Annotated in this window: 14 protein-coding genes; 6 read left to right on the top strand and 8 right to left on the bottom strand. The window is 70.8% G+C overall.

What is annotated here, in order from left to right; all coding sequences use genetic code 11:
- Positions 1 to 83: 83 nt before the first annotated feature.
- Both ABZS66_RS40775 and ABZS66_RS40770 read right to left on the bottom strand, forming a co-directional pair.
- A complete protein-coding gene (locus ABZS66_RS40775; protein WP_354767471.1) occupies positions 84 to 3266 on the bottom strand; it encodes a ThuA domain-containing protein in 3183 nt (1060 codons plus the stop codon).
- A gap of 5 nt (positions 3267 to 3271) precedes the next feature.
- On the bottom strand, positions 3272 to 4378 hold the full coding sequence (locus ABZS66_RS40770) for a TIM barrel protein (RefSeq protein WP_354767469.1): 1107 nt from the start codon (positions 4376 to 4378) through the stop codon (positions 3272 to 3274).
- Between the two features lie 333 nt (positions 4379 to 4711).
- On the opposite strand from ABZS66_RS40770, the gene ABZS66_RS40765 reads away from it, so the two are divergent.
- The gene (locus ABZS66_RS40765) at positions 4712 to 5335 is read left to right on the top strand and encodes a TetR/AcrR family transcriptional regulator (protein ID WP_354767467.1); all 624 of its coding nucleotides are present in this window, start codon (positions 4712 to 4714) and stop codon (positions 5333 to 5335) included.
- 78 nt (positions 5336 to 5413) lie between these two features.
- Here the strand turns inward: ABZS66_RS40765 and ABZS66_RS40760 are convergent, their stop codons facing one another.
- Entirely contained in the window at positions 5414 to 6619 is a 1206-nt protein-coding gene (locus tag ABZS66_RS40760; protein ID WP_354767465.1) for a HipA domain-containing protein, read from the bottom strand.
- Positions 6620 to 8209 (bottom strand): DUF262 domain-containing protein, encoded by a 1590-nt coding sequence (locus tag ABZS66_RS40755; RefSeq protein ID WP_354767463.1) that lies wholly within the window; start codon positions 8207 to 8209, stop codon positions 6620 to 6622. It abuts the gene before it with no gap.
- 89 nt (positions 8210 to 8298) lie between these two features.
- On the opposite strand from ABZS66_RS40755, the gene ABZS66_RS40750 reads away from it, so the two are divergent.
- From ABZS66_RS40750 to ABZS66_RS40740, 3 genes are all read left to right on the top strand, one after another.
- The gene (locus tag ABZS66_RS40750) at positions 8299 to 8871 is read left to right on the top strand and encodes an HhH-GPD-type base excision DNA repair protein (protein WP_354767461.1); all 573 of its coding nucleotides are present in this window, start codon (positions 8299 to 8301) and stop codon (positions 8869 to 8871) included.
- A gap of 131 nt (positions 8872 to 9002) precedes the next feature.
- A complete protein-coding gene (gene mscL / locus ABZS66_RS40745; RefSeq protein ID WP_354767459.1) occupies positions 9003 to 9455 on the top strand; it encodes a large conductance mechanosensitive channel protein MscL in 453 nt (150 codons plus the stop codon).
- A gap of 48 nt (positions 9456 to 9503) precedes the next feature.
- The gene (locus ABZS66_RS40740) at positions 9504 to 9851 is read left to right on the top strand and encodes a DUF3099 domain-containing protein (protein ID WP_354767457.1); all 348 of its coding nucleotides are present in this window, start codon (positions 9504 to 9506) and stop codon (positions 9849 to 9851) included.
- Between the two features lie 3 nt (positions 9852 to 9854).
- Here ABZS66_RS40740 and ABZS66_RS40735 read toward each other — a convergent pair whose 3' ends face one another.
- Both ABZS66_RS40735 and ABZS66_RS40730 read right to left on the bottom strand, forming a co-directional pair.
- Positions 9855 to 10727: a sugar kinase gene (locus tag ABZS66_RS40735; RefSeq protein WP_354767455.1), complete on the bottom strand. Its 873-nt coding sequence runs from the start codon at positions 10725 to 10727 to the stop codon at positions 9855 to 9857.
- Positions 10724 to 11632: a pseudouridine-5'-phosphate glycosidase gene (locus tag ABZS66_RS40730; RefSeq protein ID WP_354767453.1), complete on the bottom strand. Its 909-nt coding sequence runs from the start codon at positions 11630 to 11632 to the stop codon at positions 10724 to 10726. Before ABZS66_RS40730 ends, ABZS66_RS40735 begins: the two co-directional genes overlap by 4 nt.
- A 60-nt stretch (positions 11633 to 11692) precedes the next feature.
- On the opposite strand from ABZS66_RS40730, the gene ABZS66_RS40725 reads away from it, so the two are divergent.
- Both ABZS66_RS40725 and ABZS66_RS40720 read left to right on the top strand, forming a co-directional pair.
- Positions 11693 to 11965 (top strand): DUF3039 domain-containing protein, encoded by a 273-nt coding sequence (locus tag ABZS66_RS40725; protein ID WP_354767451.1) that lies wholly within the window; start codon positions 11693 to 11695, stop codon positions 11963 to 11965.
- 114 nt (positions 11966 to 12079) lie between these two features.
- A complete protein-coding gene (locus ABZS66_RS40720) occupies positions 12080 to 13804 on the top strand; it encodes a DEAD/DEAH box helicase (RefSeq protein WP_354767449.1) in 1725 nt (574 codons plus the stop codon).
- Between the two features lie 273 nt (positions 13805 to 14077).
- Here ABZS66_RS40720 and ABZS66_RS40715 read toward each other — a convergent pair whose 3' ends face one another.
- Together ABZS66_RS40715 and ABZS66_RS40710 are read right to left on the bottom strand one after the other, a co-directional pair.
- Positions 14078 to 14311: a hypothetical protein gene (locus tag ABZS66_RS40715; protein ID WP_354767447.1), complete on the bottom strand. Its 234-nt coding sequence runs from the start codon at positions 14309 to 14311 to the stop codon at positions 14078 to 14080.
- Between the two features lie 285 nt (positions 14312 to 14596).
- The coding region (locus ABZS66_RS40710; RefSeq protein WP_157517632.1) for a sigma-70 family RNA polymerase sigma factor at positions 14597 to 15116 on the bottom strand (520 nt) is incomplete at its 5' end.

Below are 15116 nucleotides of genomic sequence, written 5' to 3'. Positions count from 1 at the left end.
ACCAACGTACTGACCCGATGCTCGGTGAACTGCCGGAAATTGTCAGGGACCGTGCCGGTTTCGGGCACGGCCCCTGACGTGAGTCAGACGTTGAACTCCAGCCAGTTCAGGTTGACCAGCGACGTCGCCGGACCGCCGGGTGCGGCCGCGAAGACGACGTAGAGCCGGTGGCTTCCGGCCGGCTGGGCGACCGGGACCGCCGTGCTGGTCCAGTCGTTGTTGCCGGTCGTGGCGTTCAGCGTCGCGGTGGCGACGACCGGGCCGGTCGGGCTGTCGAGCCGCAGCTCGACGACCGCCCGCGGGGTGCCGGCCGTGGCCGCCGAGCCGCCGGAGTGCCGCAGCGTCACCGTGCTGACGCCGCCCAGGTTGATCGGCTCGAAGGCGATGGCGTCGCCCGGGTCGATGGCGTTGACGTGCAGGCCGCCGCCGGTGTCACTGGTGTTGGCGGTGGTCACGCCGGTCTGCACCTTGGCGTGCTCCGCCTGCTGGCGGCGCACCTGGATGATCGTCTGGCCGACCGTGGTCAGCGCCGGCTGGCCGCCGCCGCCCAGGTCGGTGTAGCTGGCGCTGATGCCGCCGTACAGGTAGCCGCCGGCGTGGTCGGCGCCGTCCGCCGGGGTCGGCAGCACGCCCGTGCAGCCGGTGGTGGAGGCGTCGCCGTGGCCGTGGTCGTCGTGGCCCAGCACGAACGTGACCGTGACCCGGCCGCAGTCGATCGGACCGTCCTCGGGGTCGGTGACGGTGATCGTGAACGGCACCTGGTCGCCCCAGTTGAAGAAGCTGCCGCCGATCGGCGTGGTGACCGTGACGGTCGGTGCCGTGTTGCCGACGCTGATCGACCGGGTGAGCACCGCGGTCTTGCCGGTGGAGTCGGTCACGGTCAGCTTCGCCGTGTAGACGCCATTGGCCGTGTACGTGAACGAGGCCGTCGGTGAGGAGCTGTCGACGGTACCGTCACTCGTGAAGTCCCAGGCGTAGGAGATCGACTCGCCCGGGTCGGGGTCGTAGGAGCCGCTGCCGTCGAACTGGACGGTGAGCGGTGCCTGGCCGGACGTCGGCGTGGCGACGAGCGACGCGACCGGCGAGCGGGTCCCCTTGACGTACCGGATCACCGACAGCTGCGCGTCCGGGTTGGCCCGGAAGAAGCCGTCGCCGTACTCCAGCAGGTACAGCTGCCCGTCAGGGCCGAACTCCAGGTCCATCGGGTTGTCGAAGACGAACCCGGGCAGGAGCTGCTCGACGCCGACGAGGTTGCCCCGGCCGTCGGTGCGCATCATGAAGATCTTGTCGCGGGTGAACTCCCCGAAGGCGACGGCGTTGTCGTAGTACTCCGGGAACTTCGTCGGCGACGCGAGGCGCTTGTCGTAGTTGTAGACCGGCCCGCCGTGCGGCCCGACGCCGCCGGTGCCGATGACGGGCCACTTGAAGTCGCACGACAGCCCGGCCGGGCACGGCGTGCGGGCCTCGTAGGTGTACCAGAAGTCGGGCTGCGCGACCTTCGGCAGCACGCTGCGGCCGGTGTTGCGCGGCGAGTCGTTCACCGGCGCCGCGCAGTTGAACTTCGCACCCGACGTGCGCGTGACGAAGTCGAAGTCCACGTACGCCAGGTCCGGGGAGTAGCAGTACGGCCAGCCGTAGTTGCCCGCCTCGTCGGTGGCGAACCAGCGGCCGGTGCCCTCGGGCCCGCGCGCCGGGTCGGGCACGCGCGAGTCGGGGGAGTAGTCGCCGACGTACACCGTGCCGCGGTCGTCGACGTCGAACCGGAACGGGTTGCGCAGGCCCATGAGGAAGATCTCCGGCCGGGTCTTGTTGTCCTTGTCCTGCGCCTCCGGGAAGAGGTTCCCCGGCGGGACCGAGTACCGCCCGTCGGCCCCGACCTTGATCCGCAGCAGCTTGCCGCGCAGGTCGTTGGTGTTGCCCGCGGACCGCTGGGCGTCGTAGCCGGGACCCTGCGTCGGCGACTCGTTGATCGGGGTGTACCCGTCGGAGCCGCCCGCGTTGGTGTCGTCGCCGGTCACGAGGTACAGCAGCCCCTTCCCGTCGAACTTGACCTCACCGGCGACGTGGCAGCAGATGCCCCGGTCGGTGTCGACGCGCAGGATCTGCTGCTCGGTCGACATGTCCAGGTGCGGCGTGGGCGTCTCGACGAACTTCACGCGGGACAGCTGGTTGTACCCCTTGAACTTGTCCCACACGGTGGGGTCCGTGCTGGTCGCCGGCGCGTCGCCCTCGTTGACGCCGGGCGTGGCCGGGTTGTCCACGGGGGTGCTGAGCGGCGGCGCGTAGTACAGGTAGACCCAGCGGTTCCGCGCGAAGTCGCGGTCGACGGTGACGGACTGCAGGCCGTCCTCGTCGTGCTGGTACACCGGAATCGTCGTGATGACCGGGCTGGCGCCGGTCTTCGGGTCGTAGAGCCGGACCTCGCCGCCGCGGGTGTTGTGCAGCACCCGGCCGTCGGGCAGGACGGAGAGCGACATCGGTTCGCCCGGCTCGTCGTTGAGCGTGACCTTCTCGTAGTTGCCGACGACCGTCGCGCCGCAGTCGCCCGCGGTGGCCCCGGCCGCCCACGCGATGCCGCCGAGCAGGTGGCGCTGGACCTGCGGGTTGCGATAGGAGCCGCTGGTGTGGCCGATTCCGGTGTACCACGAGCGCCCGCCCTGGTAGTCCTTGCACCACGCGATCGGGTGGTCGGACCGGTCGGCCTCGTCGAGGGTGGCGAGCACGTGCGCGCTGCCGCGGACGTTGGCCGTGAAGTCGTACCACTCCTCGGTGAGCGGCAGTTTCCGCGACAGGTCCTTCGTGGACGGGTGCGCCCGGTCGGCGACGTCGACCACGCCGGCGCCCACCGACGCGCCGGAGACCCGGGCGCCGACCAGGCTCTGGTAGAACGGCCAGTCCGGCTCGGTCTCGGCCGCGGCGTGGACGCCGATCCAGCCGCCGCCCTGCCTGATGTACTGCTCGAACGCGGTCTCCTGGGCCGCGTTCAGCACGTCGCCGGTGGTGTTGAGGAAGACGACGGCGCGGAACTTCGCCAGGTTGGCGGTCGTGAACGCGCCCGCGTCCTGGGTGACCGTGACCTTGAAGCCGTTCGTGCGGGCGAGCCGCTGGATGGCGTCGACGCCGTCGGGGATGGAGGCCCGCCGGACGCCGGCGGTCTTGGTGAAGACGAGCACGTTGTAGCTGCCGCCCTTGCTTGCGTAGGCGACCGCGGGCGCGCCGAGAACGACCAGCGCGGCCCCGAGCAGTACGGCCAGGAAGCGCCGCATGGCGGTCAGCGCTGCTTGTAGATCGTGAGCTCGGACAGGTTCGTGTAGCTCAGCCCGGCGAAGTCCAGCGACTGGCCGGGCGCGGCGGTGCCGCCGGGCGCCGTGTCCTGCTCCCAGTTGGCGTGGTGGAAGTCCTGCTCGCCGATGGTCTGGAAGAACTGCTGGAAGTTGATGTCGCCCTCGCCGAGCGGCGTCATCTCGTAGCCGTTGGGCAGCGTCGTGTTCTTGTTGCCGTCCTTGGCGTGGAACAGCGGGAACCGCTTGGTCCGCTCGGCCACGGTGATGATCGGGTCGAAGAGGTCGGTCTGCTCGCGGCCCCACTTGTCGGTGTACTTCTGGTGCTTGTACCGGGCGACGTGCGCCCAGTAGATGTCCATCTCGAAGAAGACATACCGCGGGTCGGTCTTGTCGAAGAAATACTCCAGGCGCCGCTTGCCGGACGAGCGCGTCGGCTTGCCGTTCGCGTCGAGCGGCCCGCTGTCCAGCAGGAAGCTGTAGGCGGCGTCGTGGTTGTGGGTGTACAGCCGCATCCCGCGCTTGGCGGCCTTGCGCCCGAGCTCGTTCCACAGGTCGGCGGCGGTGTCCCAGTCCGACGTGTACACGCTGTTCGCCGGGTCGGAGCCGGTGCCGATGTTCTTCATGCCGAGCGTCTCGGCGATGTCGAGCTGCTGGTCGAAGGTGGCCGCGTTGATCTGGGTGTGCGTGCCGTTCGCGACGAGCCCGTTGTCGTCGAGGATCTTGCGGATCTCGGCCGGCGTGATCTGCCGCCCGAGGATGCTGGTGTGCTGGTTGTAGCCGGCGAACTCGATCTCCTTGTAGCCGATCTCGGCCAGGCGGGCGAGGACGCGCTCGAAGCCGTACGGGATGCCGCTGTCGTCCGGGGCGGCGCCGATCCGGTCCCGGACGCTGAACAGGATGATGCCGCGGTTCTTCGCGGGCACGAGCGGCTCGACCTTCAGCCGCTTCCCGTCGCCGTTGTTGTCGCCGCCGTTGTGGGCGAGGGCCGGGGTGCCGGTGGCGAACACCGGGAGGCCGGCGGCGCTGATGGCCGCCGCGGCGGCGGCGGACCTGCCGAGCAGGCGGCGGCGGGTGATGCTGGGTTCTTGGCGCATGAGAGATCCACTTCCGTGTCAGGTGAGCGTCCAGGCAGGGAAAGATGGGTCGGGACGCCGCCGATACGTCCCGGAACCGGCCCGTTTGCCGCGGGCCGCCGTTTGTGCGTGTCGCAGAAGGTAGTTGGGCGCTCAACCGAAAGAAAGGTCTTGCCGAGCCGAACTTTGCTCGATCTCAGCAAAAGTCGACCTCGGGAAACCGCTGGTGGCGGTGCTGTCGATCCCTACCGCCCACTCGGGAAAGTCGCATTGTTGCGATTGTGTAACAGTGGGCGGCGGTGTCCGAAATTTCGTACAAATCGGTTGGGAGAGCGCTTCCCGTACAGTGATCGCATGCCCCGGTCGACCAAGCGCCCGTCCTCGTCCGCCCGCGGCGCGCGGGCTCGCGACGCCATCCTGCGCGCGGCGACATCGGTCTTCGCCCGCGACGGCTACCGGGGCGGCCCCCTCGCCGCCGTGGCGACCGCCGCCGACCTGACCCAGCCCGGGCTGCTGCACCACTTCCCGACGAAGGAGTCGCTGCTCCTGGCCGTGCTGGAGGAGCGCGACCGCGAGGGCGCCGCGCTGCTGGACGGCACCGAGGGGTGGCACCGCGGCGGCCCCGCGGCCCTCGACGCGCTCCAGGGAATCGTCGACCGCAACGCGACGAACCGGGAGCTGGTGCAGCTGTTCACGGTCCTCGTCGGCGAGAGCGTGAGCGACGGCCACCCCGCCCACCGGTACTTCGCCGACCGCTACGGGCGCATCCGCACCGGCACCGCGGAAGCGATCCGCCGCGGCCAGGCCGGCGGCGCCTTCCGCGGCGACGCCGACGCGGAGACCCTGGCGTCGCTCGTCCTGGCGGTGATGGACGGCCTGCAGATCCAGTGGCTGCTCGACCCGTCCCAGGACATGACCGACCGCTTCGCCCTCTTCGCCGAGATGACGAAGCACTTCCTCAGGCCGGCCCCCGCCTGAACCCGGCCCTCCGCCGCCCGGCCCACTCGGCAACGAGAGCTGCGCACCGTGCCCGGCCAGCACTCCTCGCGGGTTCCCTCACCCGCCCGTCGGCCCCGTGCTGATCGGCAGCGAGCGCAGCCGCTCCGCGTAGTGCCTGGCCAGCGGCTCGAACCGCCCGCGCGCCTCGTCCAGGAGCTCATCGTCCCAGGCGGCCCGCATCCGCTCGACGGTGTCGCCGACGACCCGCGCCGTCGCCTCGGGGTCCTCGCCGATCCGTTCTGCCATCCGCCGGAAGTCGTCCAGCGTGATGCCGTTGGGGGCCTTCTGGCCGTTGATGCTCAACGAGAGCGGCTGGTACCGGTACTGGCTGTAGATGGTCAGTGAGTGGAAGTCGTACACGGGCGCGAGGCCGGGCGTGCGTCCGTCGGCGTAGCGCAGTGCCCAGTTCTTGAGATGGGCGTCGGTGTTGCCGATCACGATCATTGCGGCCAGCCGCTGGATGAAGTCGAAGTACGCCGCCGGACCGCACAAGCGGGCGACCGCCGCGCCGAGGCCGTCGTAGGACTGGCCGGGCTCGCCGTACTTGAACATCGGGCCGACGTCCGCGACCTGCGCGAAATCCTCGACGTGGACCCGCCCTGCCGGCGTCCGGTCGAACCGCTCGATGATGTAGAGCCGTTCGGCCGGGTCCGCCAGCCCTTCCGGGATGCCCGCGATGTCCTTCGCGGCCACGAGGTCGACCGCCGGCACGTCGCACCCGATCGCGGCCAGCCATCTCATCGTCAGGTACTCGTTCGCGGGCAGGTCGCGGAACGTCCGGTCGGGCAGCTTGACGATCCACCAGCCGCCAGCTCCGCTCACCCGCGAGGTCAGGCGGTCGGTGGCGACGGAGAACTTCAGCTGTACCCCGGCGAGCGAGTGCCGAAGCGGATGGTCCGGCAGGTCGCGCGGCGCGTCCGAGGCCACGTCGTCGTCCGGCAAGGTGTCCGAATGGACCGTGACGGCACCGGGCAGGTCGGCGCCCAGCTTCAACAGCAGGGTGAAGTTACCGATGTTGCCACCGCCCAGCTCACGGATGATCTGCCGGCGGAGCGCGCCTTCGGGCAGCAGGTTCGCGAACCAGTCGGGAACGCCTGTCCTCACCCGGCGCAACGCCCGCGGGTCGTCCTCGAAGATCTGCCCGAGCGTGCGGTGATCCGGGTCGGCGAGATCGTCCTCGTATGCGAACTCGGCGCCCCCCTTGTTGTAACGCAGGAGCCCGACGTGCCGCCCGTGGAGGCGGACCTCCGCCGTCGTCGTCACTCAGCCCGTCCTCAGCAGATCGGCGATCGACCGGCCGTCGCGTGCCCCCCACTCCGCCATGCGGTCGACGTGTCGCTCGAACGCGGCGGTCAGGGCGGCGGCGCGCCGTTCGAGGAACGCGGCGGGTGACGGCCCGGCCAGCAGCGTCTGGGCCGTCCGGTCGAGCAGGTGGCTCTCGGCCACCTCCGGCGATGCCGCGGCCAGTTCCTTCCGGAGTGTCGCGGCCGGACCTTGGGCGGCGATGACGCGGTTGGCGATCGTGCCGGCCAGGGCGGGCTCCGTGCCCTCGAAGATCGGCCGGAGCGGGCTGCCTTCGTCCAGTAGCCGGGCGATGTCGACCGGTGTGCCGGTTGCGGGCTCGCGCGGCTCGGCGGACCAGAGGCAGAGCACGTTGATCTTGGCCATCGCCTGGTTGAAGTGCACCTTGTCAAGCTCGGCGGTGAAGCGGGTGTCTGCGGGCACCCGCTCGAGCAGGGCGCTGGCCGCCGCCACCGGATCCGATCGCTTCACGGCGCTGATCTGCCCGCGCATGTCGGCGACGCTCTGGCCGCGCGCACGGGTGCCGGCCACCGCGGCGCGCCAGACCCACCGCCGCAACAGCGTCGCCGCACGGCCCTCCGGGGCACCGTGCAGCCGGACGAAACGGACGAGCACCGGGACCACGTTGGAGTACGGCAGTAACTTCACGTGCGGGATCTCGGCCACGCCTCGTAGGAACGCCACCACGTCCCGCAGGTTCGCGGCCAACGCGCCGAACGTCTCGGCCTGCTCCTCGGCCGACTCGAACTCGTCTGCGAAGTCGGTGCGGAAGATGTCGCCACCGCGGTACGCGAGCACGCAGCGCAGCACGAGCTGGTCGTCGAACGCGCCGAAGCCAAGATCGGCCGGCCCACGGCCGATCGCCGCCAGGGTCATCGGCGCGTCGCCGGCGGTCTGGGAGTGCAGGGCCTGGAAGATCTCGGCCTTCGTGAGCCGCTTCCCGGCATTGTTCATCCGGGTGAAGATGTCCAGCAGCGGCTTCTCGTCGTCGGTGGTCACCACGTACGTGGGGATCTGGTACTCCCGGATCGCTTTCGCCGCCAGGTCCGCCAGCTTGAGCTGATCGTCCGAGAGCCACTCGCCGTTCTCCCGCATCCAGCGCAGCAGGGTCGCGGTGTCGAGCAGGAAGCTGACCGGAATCCAGGCGTTCGGCGGCTGCTGCCGCGTGCCCGCGGTGTGGAACTCGCCGGTGTCCAGGTCCAGGTGCACCCGGAAGCGCAGGTCCGTGGCGGTGTGGGCGGCGATCAGGGCGCCGACGAGCGAGGTGATGCGTTGCTGGCCGTCGACGACCCACAGGGCCGAGTCGAGCTCTGGTGCCTCGATGGTCAACGGCCCGACGTGGAGCACCTGAGCGGGTGCGGGGCGTCGCCACAGCAGGAGGTTGCCGATCGGGAACCCGCGGAGAATGCTGTCGAACAGCTTGACGACGTCGCCCGCCTCCCACTTGAACCCCCGCTGGAACTGGGGGATCCGCACCACACCGCGCTGGACGTCACGAACCAGGTCTTCCGGAGTGCGCTGTTCGATGCGGGGTCGCTCGAGCGTCGCCATGTCACCTCCAGCCTCGTGTGCCCCAAGCGTAGTCGTGAGCTACCGGGAAACAGGTGACGATCGGGGCGCCCCGCGGGCAGGATGTCGTCATGGCCATGACGTTGCCGATTGACGATGCCGCCAACGAGTACCTCACGCGCAGCCCGCTCGCGCTGTTGATCGGGATGGTGCTGGATCAGCAGGTGCCGCTCGAGAAGGCCTTCTCGTCGCCCTACGTGCTCGCGGAGCGGCTCGGGCATGAGCCGAGCGCCGTGGAGCTGGCCGGGTTCGACCCCGAGGCGCTGGTGGAGATCTTCGGGCGGACGCCCGCGCTGCACCGGTTCCCGAAGGCCATGGCGGCCCGGGTGCAGGAGGTCTGCCAGGTGCTCGTCGAGCGCTACGGCGGCGCGGCGGAAGGGCTCTGGGACGGGGTGGAGACCGGGGGTGAGCTGCTCAAGCGGGTCGGGGCGCTGCCCGGGTTCGGCAAGCAGAAGGCGCAGATCTTCGTCGCGCTGCTCGGCAAGCAGTACGGCGTGCAGCCCGACGGCTGGCGCGAGTCCGCCGGCGCGTACGGGGAGGTCGGCTCGCACCGGTCGGTCGCCGACATCACCGACACCGAGTCGCTGGCCAAGGTGCGCGAGTTCAAGCAGTCGGTGAAGGCCGCCGCCAAGGCCAAGGGCTAGCCCTCCAGGGCCGTCACCTGGACGCCGTCCAGTGTGGACGGGTCGACGTCGACGGTGCCGACGACAGGTGCCGTCACCCGACACACCCGACGCATAGTGCACACCCGCGCCGGCGGTCGTAGGGTGCCTACGTGCTCAAGGGATTCAGGGACTTCATCTCGCGCGGCAACGTCATCGAGCTTGCCGTCGCCGTCGTCATCGGTGCCGCCTTCAACGGCGTCGTGACGGCCTTCACCGAGGGCTTTCTTCAGCCCCTGATCAAGCTCACCGGCGGCATCGGCGTCGACGACAAGGCGCAGGGCGTCAAGCTCGGTGACCAGGTGCTCAACTGGCCCGGCTTCGTCAACTCGGTGGTCACCTTCCTGCTCACCGCGGCGACCGTGTACTTCCTGATCGTCCTGCCGATGAACAAGCTCGCCGAGCGGCGCAAGCGGGGCATCGAGCCGGAGCCGGCGGCGCCCAGCGACGAGGTCCGGCTGCTCACCGAGATCCGCGACCTGCTGGCGACCGGCACCACCCAGCGCGAGCAGGGTGCCGTCGGGGTCGGGGCCGGTGCGGCGCCGGTAAAACCCACCGACGGCTGAGCACACCTGGCATCCCACCCGGGAGCCTGGCGTGGCAGACTCGGGAGCATGGCACGCAGGGAGCGACCGCAGCTGATCACTGACGCGGCGACGAGCCCCGAGCAGGAGCTTCGCGCGCGTGAAGTGCGCTACGTGCTGATGATGCTCCTGCGCGCGGCGTGCATCGTGGTCGCGGCCATCCTGGTCGCGGCCCGGCCCCCGCTGCTCTGGCTCTGGGTGACGCTGTGCCTGGTGGGCGCGGTGTTCCTGCCGTGGGCAGCCGTCCTGCTGGCCAACGACAAGGCGCCGCGCCCCGAGCACCAGCTCCGCAACCGCCTGCACAAGGCGCCGACGTCCCACCCCGACCCGTCCCACGCGCTGTCCGAGCGCGAGCACAAGGTCATCGACGTCGACTAGGCGCTACGGGCGGCCGCCGAGTTTCGACACCGCTCGGGCGCCGAGTTCGTTGCCCGCGTGGAGGGCCGTGGCGGGGTCGGCGCCGGCGAGGCGGGCGGCCAGGTAACCGGCCGCGAACGCGTCACCCGCGCCGGTCGGGTCGACGACCTCCGGCACGTGGACGCCGGCGACGTGGACCGGCGCCGCGCCCGGGCCGACCCAGGTCGCGCCGCCCGGGCCGGATTTCACCACCGCCTCACCCGCGTGCGCGAGCAGCGCCGGCGCGAGCTCCGCCGGGTCCCCGGGACGGCCCGCGATGACGACCGCCTCGTCCAGGTTGGCCAGGAGAAGATCGACCCATGGCAGTACCGCGGAACCCGCCCGCTGCAATGGAGCGGCCGAGGCGGCGTCCAGGCTGGTGGTCAGGCCCCGCCGGCGGGCCTCCGCGAGCGCGTGGCGCCCGGCCGGCGCACAGTCGGCGTCGAAGAGCACGTAGGCGGACAGGTGCAGGTGCCGCGCACCCGGCGTGGCCAGCGCGCGGTCGACGTCGTCCGGCGACAGCAGGCGGTTGGCGCCCCGGTCGGTGAACATCGTGCGCTCCGCGTCCGAGGTCAGCACGACGACCGTTCCCGTCGGCCGGCCCGGCACCCGGCGGACCGACGTGGCGACCCCGGCGGCGTGGAGCTCGGCGAGGCGCGCGTCGCCCGGCTCGTCCTGGCCGGCCACCCCCGCGAACGTCACCGCCTGGCCGGCGTGCGCGAGCCAGGCCGCGGTGTTGGCGGCCGAGCCGCCGCCGCTGATCCGCACGCTCGCGATCGTGTCGGAGCCGATCGCGAGCGGTCCCTCGTGGACGGTCAGGATGTCGGTGACCACGTCACCGATCACGACGACGGTCACAGGGCGGCGGCGATGCGGGCGGCCAGGTCGGCGTTGCGCAGGATGATCCGGACGTTGACGTCGAGGCTGCGGCCCTCGGTCGCCTCGTGGAAGTGGCTCAGCAGGTACGGGGTGACGTCCTTGCCGGTCACTCCCTCGCGCTCGAGCCCGGCCAGGCCCTCGGCCAGCACCCGGTCGTGCAGCGCGGGGTCGAGCTGTTCGTCCGCCGGCAGCGGGTTGGCGACGACCAGCGCCCCGCCGTGCACGTCGTGGGCGCGGGCCGCCCGGAGGATCCCGGCGACGCCCTCCGGGTCGTCCACCGACCAGTCGAGGTCGAACCCGCTGTCGGTGAGGTAGAAGCCGGGGAAGCGGCGCGTGCCGTACCCGACGACGCTCACCCCCAGCGTCTCCAGCCGCTCCAGCGTCGCGCCGACGTCGAGGATCGACTTCACGCCCGCGCAGACGATCGCGATCGGCAGCCGGGAGAGCGCGGTCAGGTCGGCCGACTCGTCGAACGTGCTCGCCGCGCCGCGGTGCACCCCGCCGAGCCCGCCGGTGGCGAACACCGGGATGCCGGCCTTCGCGGCCACCGCGGAGGTCGCGGCGACCGTCGTGGCGCCGTCCCTGCGTGCGGCCGCCGCCGGCGCCAGGTCGCGCACCGACAGCTTGACGACGTCGTCGCTGGCGGCGAGGTGGGCGATCTCGTCCTCGTCGAGGCCGACGACGATCTCGCCGCGGATCATGCCGATCGTCGCGGGGACGGCGCCGGCGGCGCGCACGGTGGCCTCGATCTCCTTGGCCACGGTCAGGTTCGCCGGGCGCGGCAGGCCGTGCGAGATGATCGTGCTCTCGAGGGCGACGATCGGCGCGCCGGCCTCCTGGGCCGTCGCGACGTGCGCGCCGTAGCGGATGACGTGGTTGATCACCTGCCCACGATAGCCCCGCCTGAACGGGCCCTCCGGCGCCGCGCCTGGCAGACTGGACCCGTGACGACGACACCCGAGAGCGGTGGCGGGACCCTCACCGACCAGCGCGTCGAAGAGCAGACCGACTACCGGTACGACGAAGGCGACCACGAGAAGTTCTCCCACTACGTGCCGAAGGACAAGATGATGGAGGCCATGGTCAACGGCACTCCGGTCCGGGCGCTGTGCGGGAAGCTGTGGGTTCCGTCACGCGACGCGACCCGCTTCCCGGTGTGCCCGGTCTGCAAGGACATCTACGAGAACGTCGTCCAGAACGACGATTCGAGTTCGTGACGTTCGGCGCGTGCCGGCCCGTGGACCGGCCGCGCCGACTAAGCTGTAGGACGCCTTCGCGGTCGCCAGACCCGGGGGCGTTTTCGTGTGGCTTGCTACAGGGGGAGGGTGCGCATGCCGCCGCGTCCGGTGGTGCAACAAGGTCAGACGCTCCGGGTGTGGCAGCGCAAGGCTCTCATGGAGTACCTGCGGGGCAAGCGCGAAGACTTCCTGGCCGTCGCGACGCCCGGCGCCGGCAAGACCACGTTCGCGCTGCGCGTCGCGATCGAGCTGTTCGGTGACGGCACGATCGACAACCTGACCGTCGTCACCCCGACCGAGCACCTCAAGACCCAGTGGGCCGAGGCCGCCGCCCGGGTCGGCATCGACCTCGACGCCGGGTTCCGCAACTCCGACGTCCACGCGGCGTCCGACTTCCACGGCACCGTCGTCACGTACGCGCAGGTCGGCATCGCCCCCGCCGTCCACAAGCGGCGCACGATCACCCGCCGCACGCTCGTCGTCCTCGACGAGATCCACCACGCGGGCGACTCCCGCTCCTGGGGCGACGGGGTCAAGTCCGCCTTCGAGCCCGCCGTGCGCCGGCTCATGCTCACCGGGACGCCGTTCCGCTCCGACGAGAACCCGATCCCGTTCGTGCAGTACGAGCGCGGCACCGACGGCCTGCAACGCTCCCGCGCCGACACGGTCTACGGCTACTCCGAGGCACTGCAGGACGGCGTCGTGCGCCCCGTGATCTTCCTCGCCTACAGCGGGGAGACGCGCTGGCGCACCTCCGCCGGCGACGAGCTGGCGGCCCGGCTCGGCGAGCCGATGACCCAGGACCTCATCGCGCAGGCCTGGCGGACCGCGCTCGACCCGACCGGCGACTGGATGCAGCAGGTCCTCCGGGCCGCGGACTCCCGCCTCCAGAACCTCCGCGCCGGCGGCATGCCGGACGCGGGCGGCCTGGTCATCGCGAGCGACCAGCAGTCGGCCCGCGCCTATGCGAAGGTCCTGGGCGAGGTCACCGGCGAGAAGGCGGTCGTCGTCCTCTCCGACGACGTCGGCGCCTCCGGCCGCATCGCCGCCTTCTCGGCGTCGCAGGAGCGCTGGATGGTCGCCGTCCGGATGGTGTCCGAGGGCGTCGACATTCCCCGCCTGGCCGTCGGCGTGTATGCCACGTCGGCCTCCACCCCGCTCTTCTTCGCCCAGGCCATCGGCCGCTTCGTCCGCGCCCGCCGCACCGGTGAGACCGCGACCGTCTTCGTCCCGAGCGTCCCGCACCTCCTGGAGCTGGCCAGCGAGCTGGAGGCCCAGCGCAACCACGTCCTCGGCGAGCCCAAGACGAAGGAGGGCTTCGACGACGACGAGCTGGCCCGGGCCCAGCGCGAGGAGGATGCGAGTGGCGAGCTGGAGAAGCGCTTCGAGGCGCTCTCGGCGACCGCGGAGCTCGACCAGGTCATCTTCGACGGCGCGACCTTCGGCATCCCGGCGCAGACGGGGACGGCCGAGGAGGAGGAGTACCTCGGGCTGCCCGGCCTGCTGACCCCCGACCAGGTCTCGGCGCTGCTCTCGAAGCGGCAGGCCGAGCAGCTGGCCGCCGCGAAGCGCCGGGGCGCGACGGCGGAGGCCGCCCCGGAGCCCGCCCCGGTGGTGCCGCAGCCCCGCACAGCCGGCGAGCGCCGCATCGTGCTCCGCCGCCAGCTGAACACGCTGGTGGCGGCCCACCATCACCGCACGGGCCTGCCGCACGGCAAGATCCACGCCGAGCTCCGCCGCCTGTGCGGCGGCCCGCCCAGCGCCCAGGCCACGATCGAGCAGCTGGAAGAGCGCATAGCCACGGTCCAGACGCTGTAAGTCGAGCGACATTTCTGAAATGTCGCTTATGCGAGGTCCGGACTGCGTTGCCGGGTCCATTCTGGGCGACATTTCGGAAATGTCGCCCAGAATTGTCGGCCGACTCCGCGAGTCGCGGGCGATAGGCCATGATCGTGGGAAGTTTCTGGCTGCCATGACAGCCATATCGTTCCCATGATCATGGGGGCGGCTCGGTGGCCGGCGCGGTGCGGCTGGACACGAAAAGGCCGCAGGACGCCCCGAGAGGCGCCCTGCGGCGGTGCTGGTATTAGGTCAGCTGGCTGAAAGCTCGGTCCCGCGCCACGTGAAGTCCGGGGCGACGGCTACCTCAACCGCAATCTTGACCAGCTCGTCAGCGTACTTGTTGGCGTGATGTCCACAGAAGATCAGGTCGCCTCCCTCGGCGAGCCTGACCCGAAGTTTCCCTGCCGCGTTGCAGCGGTCGCACCGTTCATCGGCGGCGGGGGGCGCTGCCGTCTCCGGCGGCGGCGTGAGAGTCGGGGTCATCGCCTTCCTCCTCTGATCGTCACCGACGAACGCTTCCTTGCGTCGTTCACAGTTGGTTCAACACCAGGTTGCCCGACATCGTTCCCAGTTGCTGTGCGGGACCGATGTCACATTTCCGTCGAGCCTCGCGGGGGTCGATCGCACCCCCGCCAGCCCTTCCTATCGCGACCCGGCTGCGATCACAAGTGGGTTGGCGCGGCGCCACAGCCTTGTAATGCCCACCGTGACCCGAAACACACCCGGGCTGCCCCAAAAGGGACAGCCCGGATCCGCTGAAAGCGAACATCAGTCCAGGTAGTCGCGCAGCACCTGGGAGCGGGACGGGTGGCGCAGCTTGGACATGGTCTTGGACTCGATCTGCCGGATGCGCTCGCGGGTCACCCCATACACCTGGCCGATCTCGTCCAGCGTGCGCGGCTGGCCGTCGGTGAGGCCGAAGCGCAGCCGGACCACGCCCGCCTCGCGCTCCGAGAGCGTCTGCAGCACCTGCTGGAGCTGGTCCTGCAGGAGTGAGAACGACACGGCGTCGACCGCCACGACGGCCTCGGAGTCCTCGATGAAGTCGCCGAGCTGGCTGTCACCCTCGTCGCCGATGGTCTGGTCGAGCGAGATGGGCTCCCGGGCATACTGCTGGATCTCCAGCACCTTCTCCGGCGTGATGTCCATCTCCTTGGCCAGCTCCTCCGGGGTGGGCTCGCGGCCCAGGTCCTGGAGCAGCTCGCGCTGGATGCGGCCGAGCTTGTTGATGACCTCGACCATGTGCACCGGGATGCGGATGGTGCGGGCCTGGTCGGCCATGGCGCGG

This window comes from Dactylosporangium sp. NPDC005572 (assembly GCF_040605515.1).
Taxonomy (GTDB): domain Bacteria; phylum Actinomycetota; class Actinomycetes; order Mycobacteriales; family Micromonosporaceae; genus Dactylosporangium.
Note: the sequence above shows the minus strand (reverse complement) of the source record. Positions and strands in the feature narration are given on the sequence as shown.